Below are 22,711 nucleotides of genomic sequence, written 5' to 3'. Positions count from 1 at the left end.
AGATTGGACGGCACGCACGCCCACCGTCACAATTGCACCTTCTTTCAACGTTGCTTCACAGGATCTTCATGAAAAGGACCCTTCTCTCCGCCCTGCTGATCGCCCTGGCCGCTGCCGGCTCTGCCGCCGCCGCGACCAGTGCCGACAACTCCGTGGCCCGCCACCTGGACAAGCTGGGCTACACCTACGAAGTCGACGAGGATGGCGACTACCGCATGGTCTTCGACGTCGAGGGTGATCGCACCCAGATGGTCTACGTGCGCTCGGCGGTGGAAGATTTCGGCAGCCACAACATCCGCGAGATCTGGTCGCCGGCCTACAGCACCAAGACCAAGCAGTTCCCGGTGGCCGTGGCCAACCGCCTGCTGGAAGATTCGCAGGACGCCAAGATGGGCGGCTGGGTAAAGCAGGACACCACCGCCATGTTCGTGGTGAAGATCGACGCCGATGCCACCGCCGACCAGCTCAGCGACGCCATCGATGCGGCCATCCGCACCGCCGACGCGATGGAGCTGGAACTGACCAAGAAGGACGAGTTCTGAGTTGAACGCCACGCCGGACCCGCGCTGGGCACCGCACGCCACCGTCGCCACGGTGGTGATCGACGGCGGCCGCGTGCTGCTGGTCGAGGAGACCATCGACGGCCGCCAGGTGCTGAACCAGCCGGCCGGCCACCTCGAGCCGGGCGAAAGCCTGGCCGAGGCGGCCCTGCGCGAGACCCGCGAGGAAACCGGCTGGACCGTGCAGCTGACCCATTTCATCGGCTGCTACCAGTGGACCGCCGGCGACGGCACTACCTTCCTGCGCTTCTGCTATGCGGCGCGCCCGGTCTCGCATGACCCGGCGCAGCCGCTGGACACTGGCATCGACCGCGCGCTGTGGCTGACCCCGGCCGAGCTGCAGGCCGCCGGCGAGCGCCAGCGCAGCCCGCTGGTCTGGCAGGTGGTGGCCGATTACCTGGGTGGCCAGCGCCATCCGCTTTCGCTGGTCCGGGAGGTCGCATGAGCACTCCGCGTGTAATGGTGGGCGTCTCCGGTGGCGTCGATTCCTCGGTCGCCGCCTGGCGCCTGGTACAGCAGGGCGAGGCCGTGGCCGGCCTGTTCATGCAGAACTGGGCCGACGACGGCAGCGGTGACTGCCGCGCCGAGGATGACCGCCGCGATGCGGTAGCCGTCTGCGGCCTGCTGGGCATTCCGTTCCACTTCCGCGACTTCTCCAGCGAATACTGGCAGGGCGTGTTCGAGCACTTCCTGGCCGAGTATGCGGCCGGGCGCACCCCGAACCCGGACGTGCTGTGCAACCGCGAAGTGAAGTTCAAGCACTTCCTGGATGCCGCCCGCGAGCTGGGCGCCGAGCGCATCGCCACCGGCCACTATGCGCGGGTGACCCAGCGCGGCCACCAGTGGCTGCTGCTGCGCGGCGCCGACCGCTCCAAGGACCAGAGCTACTTCCTGCACCAGCTGGGCCAGGAACAGCTGGCAGCCACCCTGTTCCCGATCGGCGACCTGGAAAAGAGCGACCTCCGCCGGATCGCGCGCGACGTCGGCCTGCCGACCCACGCCAAGAAGGATTCCACCGGCATCTGTTTCATCGGCGAGCGGGATTTCCGCGAGTTCCTCGGCCGCTACCTGCCGGCCAAGACCGGCCAGATCCTCGACCCGGCCGACGGCAGCGTGATTGCCGAGCATCCGGGCGTGTTCTATTTCACTCTGGGCCAGCGCGAGGGCCTGAACATCGGCGGCGTGCGTGGCCGCCCCGCCGCGCCGTGGTACGTGGTCGGCAAGGATGTGGCCAGCAACGTGCTGTACGTGGACCAGGACCGCGACAGCCCATGGATGCTGTCCGACCGCCTGCGTTCGGAAACCGCGCACTGGATCGCCGGCTCACCGCCGGCACGGCGCTTCGAATGCACCGCCCAGACCCGCTACCGCCAGCCCGACGAGCCGTGTACGGTCGAGGTGCTGGACGATGGCAGCGTGCTGGTCACCTTTGCGCGCCCGCAGCGCGCCGTTACCCCTGGTCAATCGCTGGTGCTGTATGACGGTGATGTGTGCCTGGGCGGCGCGGTGATCGCCGCCACCGATGCGCCGCTGGAACAGCGCCTGCGCACCACCCCTTCCCCTTTTGAGGTAATCGCTGCATGAGTTTCACTGTCGACGACCGCGTCCTGGCCTTGGCCGGCATTGCCCAGGCCCTGCAGCAGGTGCGCCGTATCGCCGATACCGGCCATTCCGACGCCGCCGCCGTGCGCACCGCCGTGGACAGCGTGTTCCGCGTCGATGCGTCCTCGCCGCAGGAGGTGTTCGGTGACCGCCATGCACTGAAGGCTGGGCTGCGCCTGCTGCACAACTACTTCCGCAGCCAGGGCCAGGACCCGATCCTGCCCAAGCTGGCCCTGTCGGTGCTGCAGCTGGAGCGCCGCTTCGTGCAGGACGGGGCGACCGTGAACAAGGTCGCCTCGGGCATCGAGCGCGCCCAGCGCCAGGCCGTCGAGCTGGGTGACAGTGGCCACCCGGACGTACTGGCCAACCTGGGCGGCCTGTATGCCGACACCATCAGCCACCTGAAGCCGCGGGTGATGGTGCAGGGCAACCCGCACTACCTGGGCCAGGCCGGCGTGGTCGCCGAGATCCGCGCCCTGCTGCTGGCCGCGGTACGTTCGGCGGTGCTGTGGCGCCAGCTGGGCGGCAGCTACTGGGACTTCCTGTTCAGCCGCAAGGCGATGATCGAGGCCGTGGACCGCCAGCTGGCGTGAGGCCATGGGGTCAGAGCCCTTTTCCCGTGGAAAAGGGATCCGACCCCGCTTGACCCCGAGTTGCCCGGCAGCGCCGGAAAACCGGCGCATTCAGAATGCACTTCGAGGCACATCGACGTTAAAGAGAAAGGGGGTACGGCCGATACATCCTCCGTGCACCTCCCGAGAACGTCCATGTACTCACGCATTTTCATCCGTCTGGCCGCCCCCCTGGCTCTGACCCTGCTGCTCCCCTTCGCCATCGGTTTCGAATGGCCGGCCGCCCTGCGCTGGGCGATCCTGACCACGATGACGCTGAGCTGGCTCGGCTTTGCGTGGTGGACCACCCGCGCCCAGGCGCATCGCTCCCCGGAACATGCCCGTGTCCTGCGTGAGCAGGACCAGCTGCTGACCGAGCTGCGCAGCTTCGTCGGCAACGAAATCGACGGCTCGCGCGGCGAAGTGGAACGCGCCCGTGACCTGATCCGCCAGGCCGTGTCCAGCCTGGGCGGCAGCTTCGATGCGATGAACCGCAAGTCGCGCCAGCAGAGCCAGGCCCTGTCGCGCATCGTCGACCGCGCCGGTGATGAAGGCAATGCCGGCCTCGACGTTGCCCGTTTCGCCCAGCACGCCAGCCACCGCATGGAACAGCTGGTGGAAGCGCTGGAACAGGTGAGCGGCCAGAGCAGCACCACCGTGCAGCACATCGACCAGATGGCGCAGCACCTGGATGGCATCTTCGCGCTGCTGGAAGACGTCAAGTCGATTGCCGACCAGACCAACCTGCTGGCCCTGAACGCTGCCATTGAAGCTGCGCGTGCCGGTGAAGCCGGTCGTGGCTTCGCGGTTGTCGCCGACGAAGTGCGCAACCTGTCCGAGCGCTCGACCACCTTCAACGAGCAGATCCGCAAGCTGGCGCACAGCTCCAAGGACGCCATCGCCAAGGTGCGCGAGACGGTCTCGCACATGGCCTCGCGTGACATGGACCGCTCCCGCGAAGCGCGCCAGGAAGCAGCGGCAATGCTCGACAACGTCGCGCAGATCAATGCCTCGCTGGGCGACGGCATGCGCGAAGTCTCCGAGTGCGCCCGTTCGATCGACGGCAGCGTGGCCGAAGCCGTGCGCGCCCTGCAGTTCGAAGACATTGCCACCCAGGCGCTGGGCGGCGTGCACACCCACCTGGACCGCCTGACTGCGATCAACCGCGAAGCGGTGGCCCTGCAGGAACTGCTGCACCGCAATGGCGGCGTGTTCGACGAAGAGATCGCCACCGCCCTGCAGCGCACCGGCAGCCGCCTGCGCGAACTGCGCAGTGAGTGGGAGCGCCCGCCGCACAAGCCGGTCGCCCAGCAGACCATGGGCGCTGGCACGGTCGAGCTGTTCTGATCCTGATGTCCGCTGCCGTTGCCGGCAGCCCGCAAGGCCCCGGTTCGTCCGGGGCCTTTGCCTGTAGCCTGCCGTTGGATGCATCCTGTACGCGCACCATGACCCTGATCCGTGCCCTGCCCTCCCTCGCCGACACCGACCGCCCGCGCAACGCGAGCGTGCGTGAGCAGCTGCAGCAGCTGGAAGAGGTGGCACGCGAGGAGATCCGTGAGCTGCAGCAGCTGGCGGATGCGCGGCCTGGCCCGTCGCGGGCGGATGAGGCGCTGCTGGGACTGGCGTGGGACCTGGGGTTGGATGGGGAAGCGCTGAAGTAGATCCACGCCACGCGTGGATGGCGTTCACCGCCACCCGTTCCACACCCATGGCATGATCCACCCACGCCCCCTACGGCTGGACACGGAGTGTCGTCGCATGAGCACCACGTTCATGACCTGGCTGGGATTTGCTGCGATGGTGCTCATCGCGGTCACCTTCACCTGGCGTCCCGCCTACGCCACCTTGCGGCCGCCCCGGCATCGACCTGTCGCGTTCCTGTTCGGCAGCCTGTTCTTCATGCTGATGGCCTTTCTGTGCGCCTGGATGGCGGCAAGTGCGATCAATACCGGGCATGTCCATCTAAGCCACCACCGCGCCGGCACCATTGATGCATGGCGGGAGATCGAACCGGTGACGTATTGGCTGATCATCGTGGCAGCGTACGTGTTCGGGCTGCTGATCGCCAGCTATTCCATTGCAGGCATTGCGTTGATGAACCGGTAGATCCACGCCATGCGTGGATGGCTTTCATCCGCCGGTGTGACGTCTGGCCCTCGCCGCAACATCCGCGCATGGCGTGGATCTACCGGGGTGGCGAAATCGTTGTGGCATGATGCCCCGGTCCCGCTCATGGAAGACCGATGGCCATCGCCCTGATCGCAGTGCTGCTGATCGAGACCGTCCTTCTGATGGCTTGGGTGGCCGGCTATTTCAGCTGGGGCATCACCCTGTTCAATGAGCGCATCTCGGCGTCACCGGCCATGCAGGCCCGGCTCTCGCTGGGCAGCCTGGAACGTGACCTGCCGCAGGACAAATGGCTGCACCTGGCCTTCCATGCGCTCCCCGACGGCAGCATGGCATTCCGCGAGAGCTTCGCGCCGAGCTTCGGCCTGCGCTACTTCCCGGTGATGCGCGGTCGCATCGTACTCAACGCGCGACGGCACGAGGTGCGGGTGATCGGCCTGTGCAGCTGGTTCGTGGCGATCCTGTCACTGCTGCTGTTGCCGCTGGTAGCGATGCGCCCGATGGTGGCGCCCATGCTGCTGGTGCTGCCGCTGTTCCTGGCCAGCTATCTGGTCCAGAAGCGACGCTACGCGGCCATCGTCGAGGCGCTGCGCATGCAGTTGAAGGCGGAGTTTCCGAAGTAGATCCACGCCATGCGTGGATGATCGCGAGCGCGGGCATCCGTGCCGACCAACGGTCGGCACCCACCAAAATCGGCACCCACCAGAGCCGGGCTACACCAGCGTCCGGCTGTCAGCGCACCAGTACGGCTTCGCTGCTGGCGTCGGTGCGCACCGGTGCCGGGTGCTGCTGCCGCAGCCATTGCGCCAGGTCACGCGGGCTGAGCGGGCGTGAATACAGGTAGCCCTGGATCTCGTCACAACCCTGCCGGCGCAGCATGTCTTCTTCCTGGTGCGTTTCCACACCCTCGGCCACCACCTTCATGCCCAGCGCGTGGCCCAGGTGCACGATGGCCTGGGTGACTTCGGCCGTGCCTGAGTCATGCAGCATGCCCTGCACGAAACTGCGGTCGATCTTCAGGCGCCCCACCGGGAATCGATTGAGGTAATTGAGGTTCGAGAAGCCGGTACCGAAGTCGTCCACCGCCAGCGGCACGCCGTGCCGTTCCAGCACATCGAAGCAATGGCGCAGGATGTCGGTGTCACGGATCAATGCCGACTCGGTCAGCTCCAGCTCCAACCGCTGCGGCGGCCAGCCATGGGCATGGCAGATCTCGATCACGCGTTCGGCGAAGCCACGATCACGCAGCTGCACCGCCGATACATTGACGGCGATGCGGTCGAAGCGCAGTCCAGCGCGGTCCCACGCGGTCGCCTGGCGGCAGGCTTCATTCAGCACCCAGTCGCCGATGCGCACGATCTCACCGCACTTCTCGGCAATCGGTATGAACTCGGCCGGGCTGCAGTAGCCGATGCCGGGCCGGTGCCAGCGCAGCAGGGCTTCGATCGCCGGCGGTTCGCCCTGGTGCGCGTGCAGCAGCGGCTGGTAGGCCAGGCTGAACTCTTCACGCTCGATCGCGCCATGCAGCGCGTGCTCCAGCTCCAGCTTGCGCTGGATGCGGGCCAATGCGTCCTGGCTGTAGTACTGGTAGGTGTTGCGTCCTGCTTCCTTGGCCGCGTACATGGCGGCGTCGGCGGCACGCAGCAGTGAATCGAAGTCGGTCTGGGCATCGCCCAGCATCGCGATGCCGACACTGGCGCCGACCTTCAACGTGGTCTCGCCACGGCGCAGCGGCTCGGCCAGCGAGGCAATCAGCTTGCGGGCGACATGCCCAGCGTCTTCCGGCTCGGCCAGGTCGCGCAGCACCACGATGAACTCGTCGCCACTGAAGCGGCCGAACAGGTCGTTGTTGCGCAGGTTCTGGTGCAGGCGGGTAGCGGCGGCCTTCAGCAGCGCATCGCCGGTGGCGTGACCGAAGCTGTCGTTGATGGTCTTGAAGCCGTCCAGGTCGATGAACAGCATCGCCAGCGAGGTACCACGGTCGCGCGCTTCCTCGATGGCTTCGGCGGTCTGTTCGCCGAGCAGCACACGATTGGGCAGGCCGGTCAGCAGGTCGTAGTGGGCCAGCAGCTCGATGCGCTCGTTGGCCTCGCGCTCGCGGGTAATGTCACGGAACAGCACCACGAAGCGCGGCGGCAGGCCATCACGACGATCCAGCTCGATCAGCACCTGCACCCAGACACGCAGGCCGGACTGGCGGTAGAAGCACAGGTCCAGCTGCTCTGGCAGGCCGCCACCGGCGATGCGGACCAGCGCCGCCTCGAACGCATCGCGTGAGTCTTCGGTATACAGCGCCATCGCCTGATGGAGGGTGATCGGCTCCTTGCGCAGGCCGTGGATGCGATAGCACTCCTCGGTCCACTGCATGTGCCGGGTCTGTACCTCGATCTCGCAGCCGCCGATGCGGCCCAGCGCGGAAACGCGGTTGAGCAGCTCGGTGCGCCAGCGGATCAACGCGTCGGTCTGGTGCTGCTCGGTGATGTTCTGCACCTGGCCGAGCAGGCGCTTGGGCTGCCCGTCCATGTCCAGCAGCGGCTGCATCCACAGGCGCAGATGCTGCGAAGGTTCATGGCCGCGGGTCAGCTCCAGCTCGAGATTGGCGGCCCGGCCGTCACGCCACAGGCGCCGCCATGCTGCGCGCAGCGCACCTCGGGAACGCGGGTGCAGCTGCTTCAGCCAGCGCCGCTGGCCGGGCACGGCGCCCTGCTCCAGCGCCAGCAGCGAGCGCAGTTCCGGCGACCACCAGAAGTGGCCGCTGTTGGGGTCGAACGACCAGCTGCCCATGCTGGCGATGCGCTGCGCCTCGCTCAGGTGCAGCTGCTGTTCCTGCAGCAGCGATTCGAGCTGCTTCTGCTGCTCGATATCGGTATGTGTACCGACCATGCGCAATGGCTGGCCGTCGGCGGTGCGCGCAACCACGCGGCCGCGATCCAGCACCCACCGCCATTGCCCGTCGGCCTGGCGGAAGCGGAACTGCGCGCTGTACTGCTCGCTGCGCCCACGCAGGTGCTCGTCCAGCGCGGCGCGCACCTGGGCGATGTCCTCGCTGTGCACGCGCGACAGCATTTCGGTGGCGGTCTCGTCACCCAGCGCCGGCGTGCGCGCCACGCGGTCACTGGGAATGTCCCAGTCCCACAGGCTGTGGCCGGCGCTGTCCAGTGCCAGCTCCCAGCGCCCGCCACCGTCGACCGGCACCGGCTCGGGAATGCTCAGGGTGAACGCCAGCAGATTGCCGGCGCCGTCGTGCACGGCGCGCAGGTGCCCGTCGTAGTGTCCACGCGGGCCGCCCGGCAGCGTGCAGGCCACGATGCCGCCATCGGCCGCCATCAGGCGCAGATCTTCCAGCATCGGCGCATAGGCAGCCACGGTGGCTGGCAGGCCATGCTCGCGCGCAGCCGGGTTGGCCGCCAGTGGGCGCCCGGTACGGTCGACGATGACCAGCGCCGACGCAAGCGGGTGCTGCAGCAGGCTGGCGATGATCCCTTGGTCCACGCGATCTTGCTCCGGATGACACGCCCGTCAGCGGGGCACGCAGTGGTTAACGGCGCCTGCGGCGGATAATTGAGTGGTCACGGCACGCTGCGGGGTAAGATGACCGGCGCCCCTTTCACCCGTCCCGTCCATGCCCGCAGAACCGACCGGCAACGCCCCAGTTCCCGACCCGCGGATGGCGCAGGCGCTGAGCCGTGACCGGCGCCGGGTGGTGCTGAGCTACCTGGCGATGGCGCTGGCCTGGATGATCTCCACCGACAGCGTGGTGCAGGCGCTGGTGCCGGACCCGCAGCAGGCGGCCTTGTGGCAGGGCCTGAAGGGTTCGTTCTTCGCGCTGGCCAGCGCGGGCCTGCTGTACCTGCTGCTGCGCCCGCTGGCCGAACACGTGCTGCATACCCATGCGCGCCAGCAGGCCTCCGAGCTGCGCCTGCGGCAGATGTTCGAGGGCAACCCCGGGCCGATCCTGGTCTACGACCTGGACACGCTGGCGATCCTCGATGCCAACCCCGCCGCCTGCAGTGCCTTCGGCTGGGACCGCGACGAGCTGCTGGAACAGACCATCGACGCCCTGTGGCCGCCGGGTCAGGACCAGGCGCTGCAGACCAAGCTGGAGGCGATCCGCGAAGCACCCGAGGAGCTGTGCATCCTGCGCGCCCAGTTGCAGCTGCGCGATGGCTCGCTGCGGCAGATGGAACTGCGTTCCAACGCCATCAGTTACGACGGCCACAACGCCCGCCTGCTGATCGCCATCGACCGCACCGCCGAGGACCTTGCCCAGCTGCGCCGCGACCAGGCGCTGGCCCGGGTGGAGGAAGCCCATGAGCTGGCCCGCATCGGCGCCTGGGAACTGGATCCATCCACCGGGCTGGGCCGCTATTCCAACCAGGTCTATCGCCTGCTCGGCCGCCGCCCGCCCGAGGCCCGCCGTTGGCACCGCTTCGACGAGCTGCTGGTGCCGGCCGACCCGGCCACCGCCACCCAGACCGAACAGCTGCTGGCCGAACTGTGCTGCGGCGAGCCGGTACAGGTGGACGTGCTGCTGCCGCTGCTGTCGATGGACGGCCGTGCATTGATGGTGCACCTGCGGGCGGCCAGCGGTATCGACGAAGCCGGCCGCAGCCGCGTGCTGGGCACGCTGCAGGACGTGACCGAGCGCGAACAGTCGCGGCGCCTGCTGCGCGAGCGCGAGGAACAGTTCCGCGAACTGGTGCGGGTACTGCCCGACGGCGTGGTGATCCTCTCCGACGAGCATGTGCTGTACGCCAACGCCTGGGCCGCCGGCCTGTTCGGCTACGGCAGCCACACCCTGCTGGGTGAGCCGCTGTCGGCCCTGGTCGCTGCCGCCGACCTGCCGCGGGTGCGCAGCCAGCTGCGTGCCGGCCAACCCCACCTGGGACCCGGCCACAGCAGCGTGGTGGCCATGCAGCGTGGCGACGGCCGCAGCTTCCATGCCGGCCTGGCGGTGGGCGAAGTGCGCTACGGCGGCCGCGACTGCAAGCTGCTGATCGTGCGCGACCTGAGCGATTCCGAGCGCACCCGCAGCGCGCTGGAAACCAGCAACCGCGAACTGCAGGCGATGGCCGGGCGGCTGTTCTCGCTGCAGGAGGACGAGCGTCGTGCGATCTCGCGCGACCTGCACGATGACATCGGCCAGGCCATCACCGCGATCAAGCTGTCGGCGCATGCGGCGCAGGATGAGGACGATCCAAAGCGTCGTGGTGAGGATCTGGCGCAGATCGTCAGCCTGGCCGACACCACCGTGGCCAAGCTGCGCGACATCTCCACCCTGCTGCGCCCGCCGCAGCTGGATGCACTGGGCCTGGAGGCGGCGCTGAGCTGGCAGGCGCGAGTGTTGTTCCGCTCTTCGCCGGTGGAGCTGCTGGCCGAGATCGAGCCGCTGCCGCACCGCCCCGACAACAGCATCGAACAAGCCTGCTTCCGCATCGCGCAGGAAAGCCTGACCAATGCGCTGCGCCATGCACGCGCCAGCCAGGTCCTGCTGCAGCTGCGCGACGTCGGCCAGCGCGGCCTGCACCTGCAGATCCGCGATGATGGCGAGGGCTTCGATCCGGACGGCCCGCGCGGCCTCGGCCTGATCGTGATGCGCGAGCGCGCGCAGAGCGTCGGTGGCCACGTGCGGATCGAGTCCGCGCATGGTGAAGGCACCCTGATCGACGTCCATCTCCCCTACCAAGCGGCCAGCATGGCCGCCGTCGATTCACCGGAATACTGAGCCTATGTGGAATCCCAACCTGCCCCCGGTCAGCATCGATGATGCCCCCGACCGCCTTGGCGCCGGCAACCCCGAGCTGCAGGCGATGGTTGCCGAGGCGGCCTCCGGCGGCATCGCGCTGATGCTGATGCACGTGGACATCGACCACTTCGCATCGGTCAACGAGAACATGAGTGCCGAAGTGGGCGACCAGGCGCTGGTACTGGTGGCGCAGCGCCTGCAGTCCTACCTGCGCGGGCGCGGCAAGCTGTGGCGGCATGGCAGCGACGAATTCCTGATCGCGGTGCCCCGCACCGCGGATCTGCCGCTGCCGGAAGATTTCGCCGAAGAGATCCGCCAGCAGATGGAGCTGCCGCTGTCGGTACTGCCGTACACGCTGTTCATGACCGGCAAGCTGGGCGTAAGCCTGTGCCCGGAGCATGCCAGCAGCACGTCGCGCCTGCTCGACCATGCCGAGGATGCGCTGTACCAGGCCGCCCGCGAAGGCGGCAATGCCGTGCGCATCCATGCGGTGGACACTCCGCCGAGCGCACACAGCGAGAGCATCATCGCGCGCCAGATTGTCGATGCCATTCCCAATGGCGAGCTGAAACTGCGCTACCAGCCGCTGGTGAGCGCCCGCGACGGCCACGTGGTGGGCATGGAAGCCCTGCTGCGCTGGCAGTCGCCGACCCTGGGCATGCTGGTTCCGGAGCGCTTCATGCGCACCGCCGAGAGGCTGGGCATCATCGTGCAGATCGGCACCTGGGTGCTGGAAGGCGCGTTGAAACAGGCGCGGTTGTGGCGCGACCAGGGCTTCGATGACTTCACCATCGCGGTGAACGTATCCACCCTGCAGCTGCTGCGGCCGAACTTCTTCGCCGAGGTGATGTCCCTGCTGCAGGCGGCGGGCGTACCTGCGCAGATGCTGACGCTGGAAATCAACGAGAGTGCGTTGACCAACAACGTCAATTTCGTCCATGAAACGCTGGCCAACCTGCGCAACGAAGGCATCAGCCTGAGCCTGGACAACTTCGGCACCGGCGACTCCAGCCTCAGCGCGCTGGTGCGCTACCCGGTGGACAAGCTGAAGATCGACCGCAGCTTCATCAAGAGCGCGCCGGCCGGCAATCGCGAGGCGGCCATCGCCCGCGCGATCATCGCCATGGGCCACCAGCTGGGCATGACCGTGATCGCCAACGGCGTGGAATCGCAGGCCCAGCTGGGCTTCCTGCGCCGCAACGACTGCGATGTGTTCCAGGGCTACCTGTTCGGCGAACCGATGTCGGCCGATGCCGCCGGCATGACCCTGCGCCGCCGCTACCTGCGTCCGGAAGCCTTCGCAGAGACGCGCCCGGACCGTACGCTGCTGCTGCTGGACGATGAGGAGAACGTGCTGCGCTCGCTGGTGCGCCTGTTCCGCCGCGACGGCTACCGCATCCTGGCGGCCGGCAACGTACGCGATGCGTTCGATCTGCTGGCGATCAACGACGTGCAGGTGATCCTGTCCGACCAGCGCATGAGCGACATGAGCGGTACCGAGTTCCTGGGCCGGGTGAAGATGCTGTACCCGGATACGATCCGCCTGGTGCTGTCGGGCTATACCGACCTGAACACGGTGACCGATGCGATCAACCGCGGCGCGATCTATCGCTTCCTGACCAAGCCGTGGAACGACGACGAGCTGCGCAAGCACATCCACCAGGCGTTCCGCACCTACGAGGAACAGCGCCGCAGCAATGCCGGCCCGGCGCCGGTGGAAACCGGCGATGGTGGCGAGGACCGGCCGCTGCGGTGATGATCCCCTCCGGTAGAGCCGGCCGCTGGCCGGCTGCTCTGGGGTGCCTGGCTGGATGAGGTTGCCGGCCAGCGGCCGGCACTACCAGGTGCGGTCAGCGCGGCTGCTTCACCGGCAGCACCACGCGGAAGCGCGAGCCCACGCCCGGGGTGCTGTCCAGGTCGATGCGGCCGTGGTGCTTGTTGATGATGCTGTAGGAGATCGACAGGCCCAGGCCGGTGCCGCTGCCCACCGGCTTGGTGGTGAAGAACGGGTCGAAGATGCGCTGGCGCAGTTCCGGCGAGATGCCGCCGCCGGTGTCTTCGAATTCAACCCACACGTGATCGCCATCGACGCCGGTGCGCACGGTGATCGTGCCGCGCTCGGCGATGGCATGGCCGGCGTTGAGCAGCAGATTCATGTAGACCTGGTTCAACTCCGACGGCAGGCACTCCACCAGCGGCAACTGGCCAAACTCGCGCACCAGGGTGACCTTGTACTTGAGCTCGTTCCAGATGATGTTGATGGTCGATTCCAGGCCCGCGTGCAGGTCGACCAGCTTCCACGATTCGTCGCGGCCGGAATACGAGAAGTCCTTCAGGTCACGCACGATGCGGGTGACACGCTCGATGCCTTCGCGCGATTCCGCCATCAGCTGCGGCAGGTCGCGGCTGATGAAATCGATGTCCAGGCGGTCACGGATGTCGTCGATTTCCGGAATCAATGCCTTCGGGTCCGGCGCGCGCAGGGCGCGCTCGTAGGCTTCGATCACGGTGAACAGGCTGCGCAGGTACTCCTGCAGGCTGCCCAGGTTGGAGTGCACGTAACCGATCGGGTTGTTGATCTCGTGCGCGACGCCGGCGGCCAGCTGGCCGATCGAGGCCATTTTCTCGGACTGCAGCAGCTTTTCCTGGGTGCCATTGAGGCGCAGGTAGGCCTGGCGCAATTCGGCGTGGCGCTGCTGCAGTTCGCGCTCGTAGTCTTCCTGCCCTTCGATGTGGCGGAACAGCGCAAGGAAATGCCCTTCGCCGACCGGACCATGGTGGTACAGGTGGGCGATGACCACGCCCTCGCCCAGCGGCAGGCTGCCATTCCAGTGGCCGTGCTGGCGGGCCTGTTCCAGTGCATCGGGGGGCAGCAGTTCGCGCAGCCGCTGCGGCGGCGGCAATCCGCCGTCCTCGCCACTGGCCAGCAGGTTCTGTGCGGCCGGATTGGCCAGGGCCACCTGCCCGTCATCGGTGAACAGCAGCAGGCCTTCGCGCAGGCGCTCAAGCAGGGCCTGCAGCACCGGCTGCGGCGGAAGGGGGGCGGTAACCAGGGCGTTGGCAGCGGACACGGCGACTCGGGGCGTTCGAACAGGCGCCCAATATACGCGGTCATGCAGCGGGCTTCAGCCCGCCGGGAGGTGTTGTGCGACCGCCGTCGCGTCAGGCGACGGCGAGTGGCCGGCCGATGCTGACCGTGTGCGACTGGCCCTTGGCATCGTAGGCCGAGGCGTCTTCGGTGCGGCCGAGCTGGCGCAGCGCCCAGTTCACCTCGCGGCGGCGGCGCGACAGCAGCACGCCGTTGGCGCGGTTGCGCTCGGCCAGTTCCTGCAGCTGTTCGCCCTCACCCACCGGTGGCGCGCCTTCCAGCGCACGCAGCGCTTCCAGCTTGGCGCCAGTGGCCCGGATCAGGGCGTGCACGTCGTGCTCGACCAGGGCCTGGCGCTCAACGTCCAGGGCCTGGGCGAGACGCTGCAGCGGCTCGCTCATCGCCGCAGTCATCCGTGCAGCTGCTGGTCCAGATCGAGCATGCGCGATGCGATCGCGTCCGGATTGATCTTGTAGGTGCCGTTCTGCAGCGACTCGCGCACGGCCGCCACGCGCTGGGCGTCGATCGCCGGGGCGGTGGTCAGCTCACGCTCGATGGCCTGCAGATTGGTGGCCTCGCCGGTCAGGCGCAGGCTGTCGGCCGCCTCGACCGGGCGCGCCGCCGCATCGGTGCTGACGCCGGGCTTGTTGGCCGGGGTCGTCACGCTGCGCAGTGCCTGGGGGACCTGCAGGTTGCCGTCGATTTTCTGGCTCATGGGGTATCCTGGAGTTGCCGTTCACAAGGGATAACGGCCGCAGGGCCGTGATCTTTAGGGATATTTTGCGGTAATTCAACGCGCCACGATTACGTCACCTGCGGCATCGACCGTGCCCTGCACGATCCGCCGCGAGGACAGGTTCTCGACCGAAACCCGTTCGTTCTCACCCGCATCACCCATCGCACGGCCGGCAATGCGGACCTCGACCGAGCCGCGGCGCGACACCAGGGCCACATTGTCTCCTCGCTTGATGAGACGCTGGACCACCAGATCGTTGTTCGACAGCAGGGCTCCGGCCTGCAACGGACGGCGGGCGATGCGGCCGATCGCTGCATTGGGATCGGACAGCACCGCGCCGGCAATCCGGGCAGCGTCACGCTGGGCAGTGGTGATATCGGCGGCAGTGAGGGTTTCTCCAGTGCCGATTCCGCGGTTGAGCACCAGCACGGTCTGGTTGCGCCGCACCTTCACCGGCACGAACAGGCGCCAGCCGCCCGCATCGGGACAGCTGACCTCCACCGTGGTGTTGGCGGTGGGCTGCACCTGCAACGCGCCGCCGCATTTCGGCAGGCGCAGCGCATCGGCCACCTGCGCCTCGCCTTCACTGCCGGCCGGCAGTGTCGACAGCGCCGCGGTGCGGATGCTGGCCACCGGCTGCCAGTCCGCAGCGGTCGCCCACGGCGCGGCCACGGCGAGCGCGATGGCGAATAGGGATGTGACCCGGCGCATGGCGCCTCCTGTCGAAAGGATCTGGCCCAGGTGCGTGCAAGGGGTGTGCCAGATCGACGGGGCCGCCTTTTGTAGAGTCGAGCATGGCTCGACGCTGCAAAAGCGCTCAAGTTCCGTACCCACCACGCCGATACAGCAGCCATGTCCCATGACCTGCTCAACCGGATCGACCAGCGGACCCGACTGGCCGGCCACAACCGCCTGGCGCTGCTGCTGTTCCGTCTCGGCGGACGTCAGCTTTTTGGCGTCAATGTCTTCAAGGTGCAGGAAGTCCTGCGGCGCCCGGAGCTGTTCCAGGTGCCCGGCCTGCCCAGCCAGTTTTCCGGCGTGGCCGACGTGCGCGGCCGCTCGGTACCGGTGCTGGACCTCGGCCTGGCCATCGGCCACCCCGAGCGCGAGCCCGATGCGGATACCTCTCCGGGCTACCTGGTCGTCACCGAATTCAACCGCTCGATCCAGGGCTTCCTGGTCAGCGGCGTCGAACGCATCGTCAACATCGCGGTGGAAGACATCCACCCGCCGCCGGAACTGGGTGCCGAATCGAGCTACCTGACCGCGGTGACCCGCTTCCAGGGTGAGCTGATCCAGGTGATCGACGTTGAAAGCGTGCTGGCCGATATCGCCCAGGTGCGCGGTGAGGCGGTACTCGACCCAACGATGGCAATGCCCGCCGACGGCCCGCAGCTGCAGGTACTGGTGGTGGACGACTCGCGCGTGGCCCGCCAGCAGATCCGCAGCGTGCTGGACCAGCTGGGCGTGGGTGCCACCCTGCTTTCCGACGGCAAGCAGGCACTGGACCACCTGCTGCAGGTCCACGCCTCGGGCGAGAACCCGGCCGAGCGCTATGCCATGGTCATCTCGGACATTGAGATGCCGGCCATGGACGGCTACACGCTGACGACGGAAATCCGGCGCCATCCGGGCCTGGCCGGCCTGTATGTGCTGCTGCACACCTCGCTGTCGGGCGTCTTCAACAACGCCATGGTCGAGCGTGTCGGCGCCAACGCCTTCGTCGCCAAGTACTCGCCGCACGAGCTGGCCGATTTCGTGCTGGACCGCCTGCGCAAGGTCGCGCTGGCGGCGTAAGGCCCGCCGAGGGGTCGGATCCCGGAACGGGCTCCGACCCCGCATCGCAACGCGTCAACCACGGGGTCAGAGCCCCTGCGGGGATCTGACCCCACGCCTTTGGCACACCCCTTGCAGCTTCCCGGGCAACGTTCCCGTGGGAGTGCACCGTGCGCAACCTGATTACCGACTACCTGGGCGTCCACGCCCAGGCCATGCCGTTGCGCGAACAGCGGATGAAGCTGATCGCCAGCAACCTCGGCAATGCCGACACTCCCGGCTACAAGGCCCAGGACCTGGACTTCGATGCCGCCCTGCGCCACGCCCAGGGGCAGGATGCCAATGGCCTGATGGCCACCACCCATGAGCAGCACTACGAAATCAGTAGTGGCCTGAACCCGTTCCAGATCGCGCGCGAAGGCGTGCAGCCCAGCCTGGACGGCAACACCGTCGACCCCGATGCCGAGCGTGCCGCCTATGGCCGCGCCGCACTGGAATACCGCGCCTCGCTCAGCTTCGTCGAGAGCAAGGTGCGTTCCATGCTGACCGCGATCACGGGGCAGTAAGCCATGAGCAACCTGCCGATCTTCGATATCGCCGGCTCCGCGCTACAGGCGCAGTCGGTGCGCATGAGCACCATCGCCTCCAACCTCTCCAACGCCGACACCGTCGCCGGTTCCGCCGACGCCGTGTACAAGCCGCTGGAACCGATCTTCCAGGCGGTCACCAGCAAGAGCGATCCGAACATCACCTCGGTGAAGGTGAAGGAGATCACCCAGAGCGAGGCCGCGCCGATCAAGCGCTACGAGCCGGGCCACCCGCTGGCCGACGCCGATGGCTACATCTACCAGCCCGACGTCGATCCGGTGGCGCAGATGGTCAACCTGATCTCGACCTCGCGCAATTACCAGGCCGGCGTGGAGATGTTGACTACCGCCAAGGAACTGGCCCTGGCCACCCTGACCATGGGCCGCTGAGGCCCGCAGCACCGGATACCGCCATGACCACCGCCGTCAACAACCAGACCAGCCAGGACGTCTATTCCGCGCTGGGCCTGAACGCCCCCAACAGCAACGCCACGAAAAAGAAGAACACGCTCGACCAGGCCGACTTCCTGCGCCTGATGACCGAGCAGCTGCAGCACCAGGATCCGCTGAAGCCGATGGACAACACGCAGATGGTCGCGCAGATGGCGCAGATGTCCACCGTGCAGGGCATCACCGATCTGAACAAGACGGTGAAGGGCTTCCAGGAATCGATGGCCAGCGACCAGGTGCTGCGTGGCGCGGCGCTGGTTGGCCACCAGGTGCTGGTGCCGTCGGAAAAGCTGGTACTGGAGAAGGAAGGCAATGTCGAAGGCACGGTGGCCGCACCGTCGGCCGGCATCATCACCGTGGATATCACCGATGCCAACGGCGCCAAGGTCACCTCGCTGAGCGTGGAAGCCAAGGCCGCCGGCGAAACCGCCTTCCAGTGGGACGGCAAGGATGCCAATGGCAAGCGCATGGAGCCGGGCAAGTACTCCGTCGTCGCCAACCATGTCGACACCGCCGGCAAGAGCACCAAGCTGTCCACCTACGTACAGGCGCCGGTGGAGAGCGTGACCGTCGGTTCCGACGGCCTGTACCTGAACCTCAAGGGCCTGGGCACGGCCCCGATCGACTACGTGCTCCGCGTCAGCTGAGCCGCACATTCCGCATCAACCAGGAGCATCCCATGGGCTTCAATGTCTCGCTGTCCGGCATCAATGCCGCCAACACCGACCTGAGTGTCACCGCCAACAACGTCGCCAACGTCAACACCACCGGCTTCAAGCAGTCGCGCGCGGAGTTCGCCGACCTGTTCGCTTCGACCAGCTACGGCCTGTCGAAGAACCAGACCGGCTCGGGCGTGCGCGTTTCCAACGTCGCCCAGCAGTTCATCCAGGGCCACAACGAGCAGACCGGGCGCAGCCTGGACATGGCCATTTCCGGTGAAGGCTTCTTCACCATGAACATGAATGGTTCGCGCGTGTACTCGCGTGCCGGCAACTTCCAGACCGACTCGGCCGGTTACGTGGTCAATCCGCAGGGTGCACGCCTGCAGGTGTTCGCACCGAATGCCGATGGCACCAACTTCGATGCCGGCCGCCTGGTCGACCTGCAGCTGCTGACCACCGACAGCCCGCCGAAGCAGACCAGCGAAGTGAAGGTTGGCTTCACCCTGCCGGCCAACGCCAAGCAGCCGACGGTGGCGACCTTCGACCCGGCCGATTCGAACAGCTACAACCACTCCAGCGGTGGCATCACCGTGTACGACTCACTGGGCGTGAGCCACATCCAGGTCTCGTACTTCGTGAAGGGCGCCAACCCCAACGAATGGACCGTGCGCAACTATGTCGATGGCCAGCCGGCCGGTGCACCGACCCCGGTCACCTTCGACAACAGCGGCAAGCTGGTCGCACCGGCCAACGGCAAGGTCAGCCTCGGCACCTTCACCCCGACCACCGGTGCCGGCCAGTTGAACATGACGCTGGATATCAGCGGCTCGACCCAGTACGGCGAGAAGTTCGCGCTGCGCAACACCCAGCAGGACGGCTATGCCGCCGGCAAGCTCAACGAAGTGACCGTGTCCGAATCCGGCGTGGTCTACGCGCGCTATTCCAACGGCGACGACAAGCCGCTGGGCCAGGTCGCACTGACCACCTTCAACAACACGCAGGGCCTGGAATCGAAGGGCAACAACCTGTGGGTGGAGACCTTCGAATCGGGCACGCCGCGCACCGGCATGCCGGACACCTCCAACCTCGGCAAGATCCAGGCCGGCTCGCTGGAAGCGTCCACCGTCGATCTCACCGAGCAGCTGGTCAACATGATCACCGCGCAGCGCAACTTCCAGGCCAACGCGCAGATGATCACCACGCAGGACCAGATCACCCAGACCGTCATCAACATCCGTTGATGAGCTGCTGACCCTGTCACGGAACTCCCCGCATGGATAAAGCCCTTTACGTGGCGATGACCGGTGCCCGCGCCTCCCTGCAGGCGCAGGGAACGCTCAGCCACAACCTCGCCAACTCGGACACCCCTGGCTTCAAGGAAGCGCTGGCCAACACCGAAGCCTTCCCGATCAAGGGCCCGGGCTTTGCCTCGCGGGTGGATGCGCTGCACGTCGACGCCGGCTTCAACCGCCGGCCCGGCGCGCAGCACATCACCGGCAAGCCGCTGGATCTGGCGCTGCAGAGCGGCACCTGGCTGGCGGTGCAGTCCAGCGATGGCAGCGAAGCGTACACGCGCGGCGCGGCCTTGTCGGTGACCCCGAACGGCCAGCTGGTGACCTCCGGCGGCCGCCCGGTACTGGATGACAACAACAACCCGATCGCCATCCCGCCGTACCAGGCGATGGAGATCGGCGGCGACGGCACGATCTCGATCATCCCGCAGGGTGAAGGCCCGCAGACGATGGCGCAGATCGGCCGGATCAAGGTGGTGCAGGCGCCGGACGAGCGCCTCGAGCGTGGCCTGGATGGCCTGTTCCGCAACACCGACCCGCGCCAGCCGTTCGCCCCGGCGCAGGGCACCGCCGTGCACAGCGGCCAGCTGGAAGGCAGCAACGTCGACGCCGCCGGCGCACTGGTGCAGATGATCCAGCTGCAGCGCCAGTACGAAATGCAGGTGCAGGTGATCAAGCACGGCGACGACAACGCGCGCAGTGCCAACAGCCTGCTGCGCCTGGGCAGCTGACGGAATTCCGGCGCCGCCCGGGCGCGGCGCTGGCACACCGCTTGCACACCCGTTACCAAGGGCCGCATCGCGCGGCCGGCTTCACCCAGACAGGACACCGAAGATGAACCAGGCATTGTGGATCGCGAAAACCGGACTGGATGCGCAGCAGATGCGCATGTCGGTGGTTTCCAACAACCTCGCCAACACCAACACCACCGGCTTCAAGCAGGACCGTGCCAGCTTCGAGGACCTGCTGTACCAGCAGGTACGCCAGCCCGGCGGCTCTTCGTCGGCGCAGACCCAGCTGCCGACCGGCCTGCAGCTGGGTACCGGTGTGCGCGTGGTCGCCACCGCCAAGAATTTCGAACAGGGTGGCCAGCAGCAGACCGGCCGCGCGCTGGACGTGATGGTCAACGGCCGCGGCTTCTTCGAAGTGCAGATGCCCGATGGCAGCTCGGCCTATACCCGAGATGGCTCGTTCAAGATCAACCAGGACAGCGAGCTGGTCACCAACAGCGGCTACCCGGTGCAGCCGGGCATCCAGATTCCCGAGGGCGCGCAGTCGGTGACCATCGGCAGCGACGGCACCATCAGCGTGAAGATGGCTGACAACGCCGCCTCGGTGGAAGTGGGCGCGCTGACCCTGACCGACTTCGTCAATCCGGCCGGCCTGCAGGCACGCGGCGAGAACCTGTTCCTGGAAACCACGGCATCGGGCCCGGCACAGAACGGCAACCCCGGCCTGAACGGCCTCGGCACCGTGGTGCAGGGCGCGCTGGAAGGCAGCAACGTCAATGTGGTCGAAGAGCTGGTGTCGATGATCGAAACACAGCGCGCCTACGAAATGAATGCCAAGGCGATCTCCACCACCGACTCCATGCTCGGCTACCTCAACAACAAGATCTGACCGGCCCAACCGGGAAACCGCCATGTCGCCCCTTTCCAGACTCCTCCGCACTGCCCTCGCCTGCACCGTGGTCGCCCTGCTCGGTGGCTGCGTGATCGCCGGCGACGTGCGCCCCTACGCGGCGATGGCGCCGATCCAGCCGATCATGCCGCCGCAGGCCGCGCCGACCGCCGGTGCGATCTACGCCGCCGGCCCGACCCTGCAGCTGTACTCGGACCGCCGCGCACGCGATGTCGGCGACCTGCTGACCATCACCCTGCTGGAAAACACCACCGCGCAGACCAGTGCCAACACCGCCACCAACAAGGAATCCAACCTGAGTCTGGGCACCCCGTCCATCCTCGGCGCACCGGTCACCCTGGGCGGCAAGGACATCCTCAGTGCCACGGCGGCGGGCAAGCGTGACTTCACCGGCAAGGGCAACAGCGCGCAGAGCAACCGCCTGCAGGGCAGCGTCACGGTCACGGTGATCCAGCGCCTGCCCAACGGCAACCTGGTGGTACAGGGGCAGAAGAACCTGCGGCTGAACCAGGGCGATGAACTGGTGCAGGTGCAGGGCATCGTGCGCCCGGGTGACATCAGCCAGGACAACACCATTCCTTCCAGCCGCGTGGCCGAAGCCCGCATCGTCTACGGCGGCCGCGGCCCGGTCGCGCAGTCCAACGCGATGGGCTGGCTGAGCCGCTTCTTCAACTCCGGCCTGACGCCGTTCTGAGTATGGCCATGAAAATCCTCCTTTCTTCTTCCTGGCAGCGCCGCGTGGCATCGTTCCTCGCGCTGATGCTGCTGGCCGTGGCAGCACCGGCCAGCGCCGAGCGCATCAAGGACCTGGCCCAGGTCGGCGGCGTGCGTGGCAATGCCCTGGTGGGCTACGGCCTGGTGGTCGGCCTGGACGGCAGCGGCGACCGCACCAGCCAGGCACCCTTCACCGTGCAGAGCCTGAAGAACCTGCTCGGCGAGCTGGGCGTGAACGTGCCGGCGAACGTCAATCCGCAGCTGAAGAACGTGGCGGCTGTCGCGATCCATGCCGAGCTGCCGCCGTTCGCCAAGCCGGGCCAGCCGATCGACATCACCGTGTCCTCGATCGGCAACGCGGTGTCCCTGCGTGGCGGTTCGCTGCTGATGGCCCCGCTGCGCGGCGCCGACGGCCAGATCTATGCCATCGCGCAGGGCAACCTGATCGTCGGTGGCTTTGGTGCGCAGGGCAAGGATGGCTCGCGCGTCTCGGTGAACGTGCCCAGCGTCGGCCGCATTCCCAATGGCGCCACCGTTGAACGTGCCCTGCCCGATCCGCTCGCCAATGGCGGCGACATCACCCTGAACCTGCACAACAACGACTTCACCACGGTCTCGCGCATGGTCGCCGCGCTCAACAACGCGTTCGGCGAAGGGGCTGCGCGTGCGGTTGACGGCGTGACCGTGGCCGTGACTGCGCCGACCGATCCGGGCGCGCGCATCGGCCTGCTGGCGCGCATCGAGAACCTGGAGCTGACCCCGGGCAGCGCCCCGGCCAAGGTGGTGGTCAATTCGCGTACCGGCACCGTGGTCATCGGCCAGCAGGTGCGGGTCGGCCCGGCGGCGATCGCGCACGGCTCGCTGACAGTGACGATCCAGGAAAACACCAACGTCAGCCAGCCCAATGCCCTGTCCGGCGGCCGCACCGTGGCCAGCCCGCAGTCGACCATCACCGCCACCAACGACGGCAGCCGCATGTTCAAGTTCAGCGGCGGCACCACCCTGGACGAGATCGTGCACGCGGTGAATGCCGTGGGCGCGGCACCGGGCGACCTGATCGCGATCCTGGAAGCCCTGAAGCAGGCCGGCGCATTGAGTGCCGAGCTCGAGGTGATCTGA

The 22,711-nt window shown here is 67.3% G+C and carries 24 protein-coding genes; 19 read left to right on the top strand and 5 right to left on the bottom strand.

Annotated elements, in window-relative coordinates:
* The first annotated feature begins 68 nt into the window (after positions 1–68).
* From ACUZUJ_RS10765 to ACUZUJ_RS10730, 8 genes are all read left to right on the top strand, one after another.
* Positions 69–542: a hypothetical protein gene (locus tag ACUZUJ_RS10765; protein WP_458219968.1), complete on the top strand. Its 474-nt coding sequence runs from the start codon at positions 69–71 to the stop codon at positions 540–542.
* Position 543: 1 nt separating this feature from the next.
* A complete protein-coding gene (locus ACUZUJ_RS10760; RefSeq protein ID WP_049445384.1) occupies positions 544–1,005 on the top strand; it encodes an NUDIX hydrolase in 462 nt (153 codons plus the stop codon).
* Positions 1,002–2,144 (top strand): tRNA 2-thiouridine(34) synthase MnmA, encoded by a 1,143-nt coding sequence (mnmA, locus tag ACUZUJ_RS10755; RefSeq protein WP_049445387.1) that lies wholly within the window; start codon positions 1,002–1,004, stop codon positions 2,142–2,144. Before ACUZUJ_RS10760 ends, mnmA begins: the two co-directional genes overlap by 4 nt.
* Complete coding sequence (gene hflD, locus ACUZUJ_RS10750) at positions 2,141–2,755, top strand: high frequency lysogenization protein HflD (RefSeq protein ID WP_032127363.1); 615 nt, start codon at positions 2,141–2,143, stop codon at positions 2,753–2,755. The genes mnmA and hflD overlap by 4 nt, the downstream gene beginning before the upstream one ends.
* 174 nt (positions 2,756–2,929) lie before the next feature.
* Positions 2,930–4,120, top strand: a complete 1,191-nt coding sequence (locus ACUZUJ_RS10745) for a methyl-accepting chemotaxis protein (protein ID WP_049445390.1) — start codon at positions 2,930–2,932, stop codon at positions 4,118–4,120.
* Positions 4,121–4,218: 98 nt separating this feature from the next.
* A complete protein-coding gene (locus ACUZUJ_RS10740) occupies positions 4,219–4,434 on the top strand; it encodes a hypothetical protein (RefSeq protein ID WP_014037139.1) in 216 nt (71 codons plus the stop codon).
* Positions 4,435–4,531: 97 nt separating this feature from the next.
* Entirely contained in the window at positions 4,532–4,879 is a 348-nt protein-coding gene (locus ACUZUJ_RS10735) for a hypothetical protein (protein WP_101765423.1), read from the top strand.
* Positions 4,880–5,016: 137 nt separating this feature from the next.
* Positions 5,017–5,523: a hypothetical protein gene (locus ACUZUJ_RS10730; RefSeq protein WP_101765422.1), complete on the top strand. Its 507-nt coding sequence runs from the start codon at positions 5,017–5,019 to the stop codon at positions 5,521–5,523.
* 109 nt (positions 5,524–5,632) lie between these two features.
* Here ACUZUJ_RS10730 and ACUZUJ_RS10725 read toward each other — a convergent pair whose 3' ends face one another.
* Positions 5,633–8,392: a bifunctional diguanylate cyclase/phosphodiesterase gene (locus tag ACUZUJ_RS10725; RefSeq protein WP_458219967.1), complete on the bottom strand. Its 2,760-nt coding sequence runs from the start codon at positions 8,390–8,392 to the stop codon at positions 5,633–5,635.
* A gap of 130 nt (positions 8,393–8,522) precedes the next feature.
* Between ACUZUJ_RS10725 and ACUZUJ_RS10720 the strand changes: the two genes are divergently transcribed.
* Both ACUZUJ_RS10720 and ACUZUJ_RS10715 read left to right on the top strand, forming a co-directional pair.
* Positions 8,523–10,625, top strand: a complete 2,103-nt coding sequence (locus ACUZUJ_RS10720) for a PAS domain-containing sensor histidine kinase (RefSeq protein WP_458219966.1) — start codon at positions 8,523–8,525, stop codon at positions 10,623–10,625.
* A gap of 4 nt (positions 10,626–10,629) precedes the next feature.
* Positions 10,630–12,402, top strand: a complete 1,773-nt coding sequence (locus tag ACUZUJ_RS10715; protein ID WP_049445408.1) for an EAL domain-containing protein — start codon at positions 10,630–10,632, stop codon at positions 12,400–12,402.
* 94 nt (positions 12,403–12,496) lie between these two features.
* Here the strand turns inward: ACUZUJ_RS10715 and ACUZUJ_RS10710 are convergent, their stop codons facing one another.
* The 4 genes from ACUZUJ_RS10710 to flgA all read right to left on the bottom strand — a co-directional run bounded on the left by ACUZUJ_RS10710 (position 12,497) and on the right by flgA (position 15,181).
* Positions 12,497–13,717, bottom strand: coding sequence for an ATP-binding protein (locus ACUZUJ_RS10710; protein ID WP_014037133.1), 1,221 nt, complete (start codon positions 13,715–13,717; stop codon positions 12,497–12,499).
* 91 nt (positions 13,718–13,808) lie between these two features.
* Entirely contained in the window at positions 13,809–14,147 is a 339-nt protein-coding gene (locus tag ACUZUJ_RS10705) for a FlgN family protein (protein WP_014037132.1), read from the bottom strand.
* Positions 14,144–14,449: a flagellar biosynthesis anti-sigma factor FlgM gene (gene flgM, locus ACUZUJ_RS10700; protein WP_005409579.1), complete on the bottom strand. Its 306-nt coding sequence runs from the start codon at positions 14,447–14,449 to the stop codon at positions 14,144–14,146. The genes ACUZUJ_RS10705 and flgM overlap by 4 nt, the downstream gene beginning before the upstream one ends.
* Positions 14,450–14,524: 75 nt before the next feature.
* Positions 14,525–15,181, bottom strand: coding sequence for a flagellar basal body P-ring formation chaperone FlgA (flgA, locus tag ACUZUJ_RS10695; RefSeq protein ID WP_049442728.1), 657 nt, complete (start codon positions 15,179–15,181; stop codon positions 14,525–14,527).
* Positions 15,182–15,322: 141 nt separating this feature from the next.
* Here flgA and ACUZUJ_RS10690 point away from each other — a divergent pair, with 141 nt between their 5' ends.
* The 9 genes from ACUZUJ_RS10690 (at position 15,323) to ACUZUJ_RS10650 (ending at position 22,711) form a co-directional block, all read left to right on the top strand.
* The gene (locus tag ACUZUJ_RS10690) at positions 15,323–16,267 is read left to right on the top strand and encodes a chemotaxis protein (RefSeq protein WP_188489550.1); all 945 of its coding nucleotides are present in this window, start codon (positions 15,323–15,325) and stop codon (positions 16,265–16,267) included.
* Between the two features lie 149 nt (positions 16,268–16,416).
* Positions 16,417–16,812, top strand: coding sequence for a flagellar basal body rod protein FlgB (gene flgB / locus ACUZUJ_RS10685; protein ID WP_005409576.1), 396 nt, complete (start codon positions 16,417–16,419; stop codon positions 16,810–16,812).
* 3 nt (positions 16,813–16,815) lie between these two features.
* On the top strand, positions 16,816–17,223 hold the full coding sequence (flgC, locus tag ACUZUJ_RS10680; protein WP_049442729.1) for a flagellar basal body rod protein FlgC: 408 nt from the start codon (positions 16,816–16,818) through the stop codon (positions 17,221–17,223).
* A 23-nt stretch (positions 17,224–17,246) separates the two neighbouring features.
* Positions 17,247–17,930, top strand: a complete 684-nt coding sequence (locus tag ACUZUJ_RS10675) for a flagellar hook assembly protein FlgD (protein ID WP_014037129.1) — start codon at positions 17,247–17,249, stop codon at positions 17,928–17,930.
* A 32-nt stretch (positions 17,931–17,962) separates the two neighbouring features.
* Positions 17,963–19,186 carry a flagellar hook protein FlgE gene (flgE, locus tag ACUZUJ_RS10670; protein ID WP_014647063.1) on the top strand — a complete coding sequence of 408 codons (1,224 nt, stop codon included), beginning with the start codon at positions 17,963–17,965 and terminating at the stop codon, positions 19,184–19,186.
* 32 nt (positions 19,187–19,218) lie between these two features.
* On the top strand, positions 19,219–19,968 hold the full coding sequence (locus tag ACUZUJ_RS10665; protein ID WP_101765417.1) for a flagellar basal-body rod protein FlgF: 750 nt from the start codon (positions 19,219–19,221) through the stop codon (positions 19,966–19,968).
* 103 nt (positions 19,969–20,071) lie between these two features.
* On the top strand, positions 20,072–20,857 hold the full coding sequence (gene flgG / locus ACUZUJ_RS10660) for a flagellar basal-body rod protein FlgG (protein ID WP_005416457.1): 786 nt from the start codon (positions 20,072–20,074) through the stop codon (positions 20,855–20,857).
* Between the two features lie 22 nt (positions 20,858–20,879).
* Entirely contained in the window at positions 20,880–21,572 is a 693-nt protein-coding gene (gene flgH, locus ACUZUJ_RS10655) for a flagellar basal body L-ring protein FlgH (protein ID WP_049442732.1), read from the top strand.
* 2 nt (positions 21,573–21,574) lie between these two features.
* On the top strand, positions 21,575–22,711 hold the full coding sequence (locus ACUZUJ_RS10650) for a flagellar basal body P-ring protein FlgI (RefSeq protein ID WP_101765415.1): 1,137 nt from the start codon (positions 21,575–21,577) through the stop codon (positions 22,709–22,711).

The sequence above is a fragment of the Stenotrophomonas sp. S4 genome (assembly GCF_054187805.2).
The sequence above is the reverse complement of the archived record's forward strand: the minus strand, read 5'-3'. Positions and strand labels throughout refer to the sequence as shown.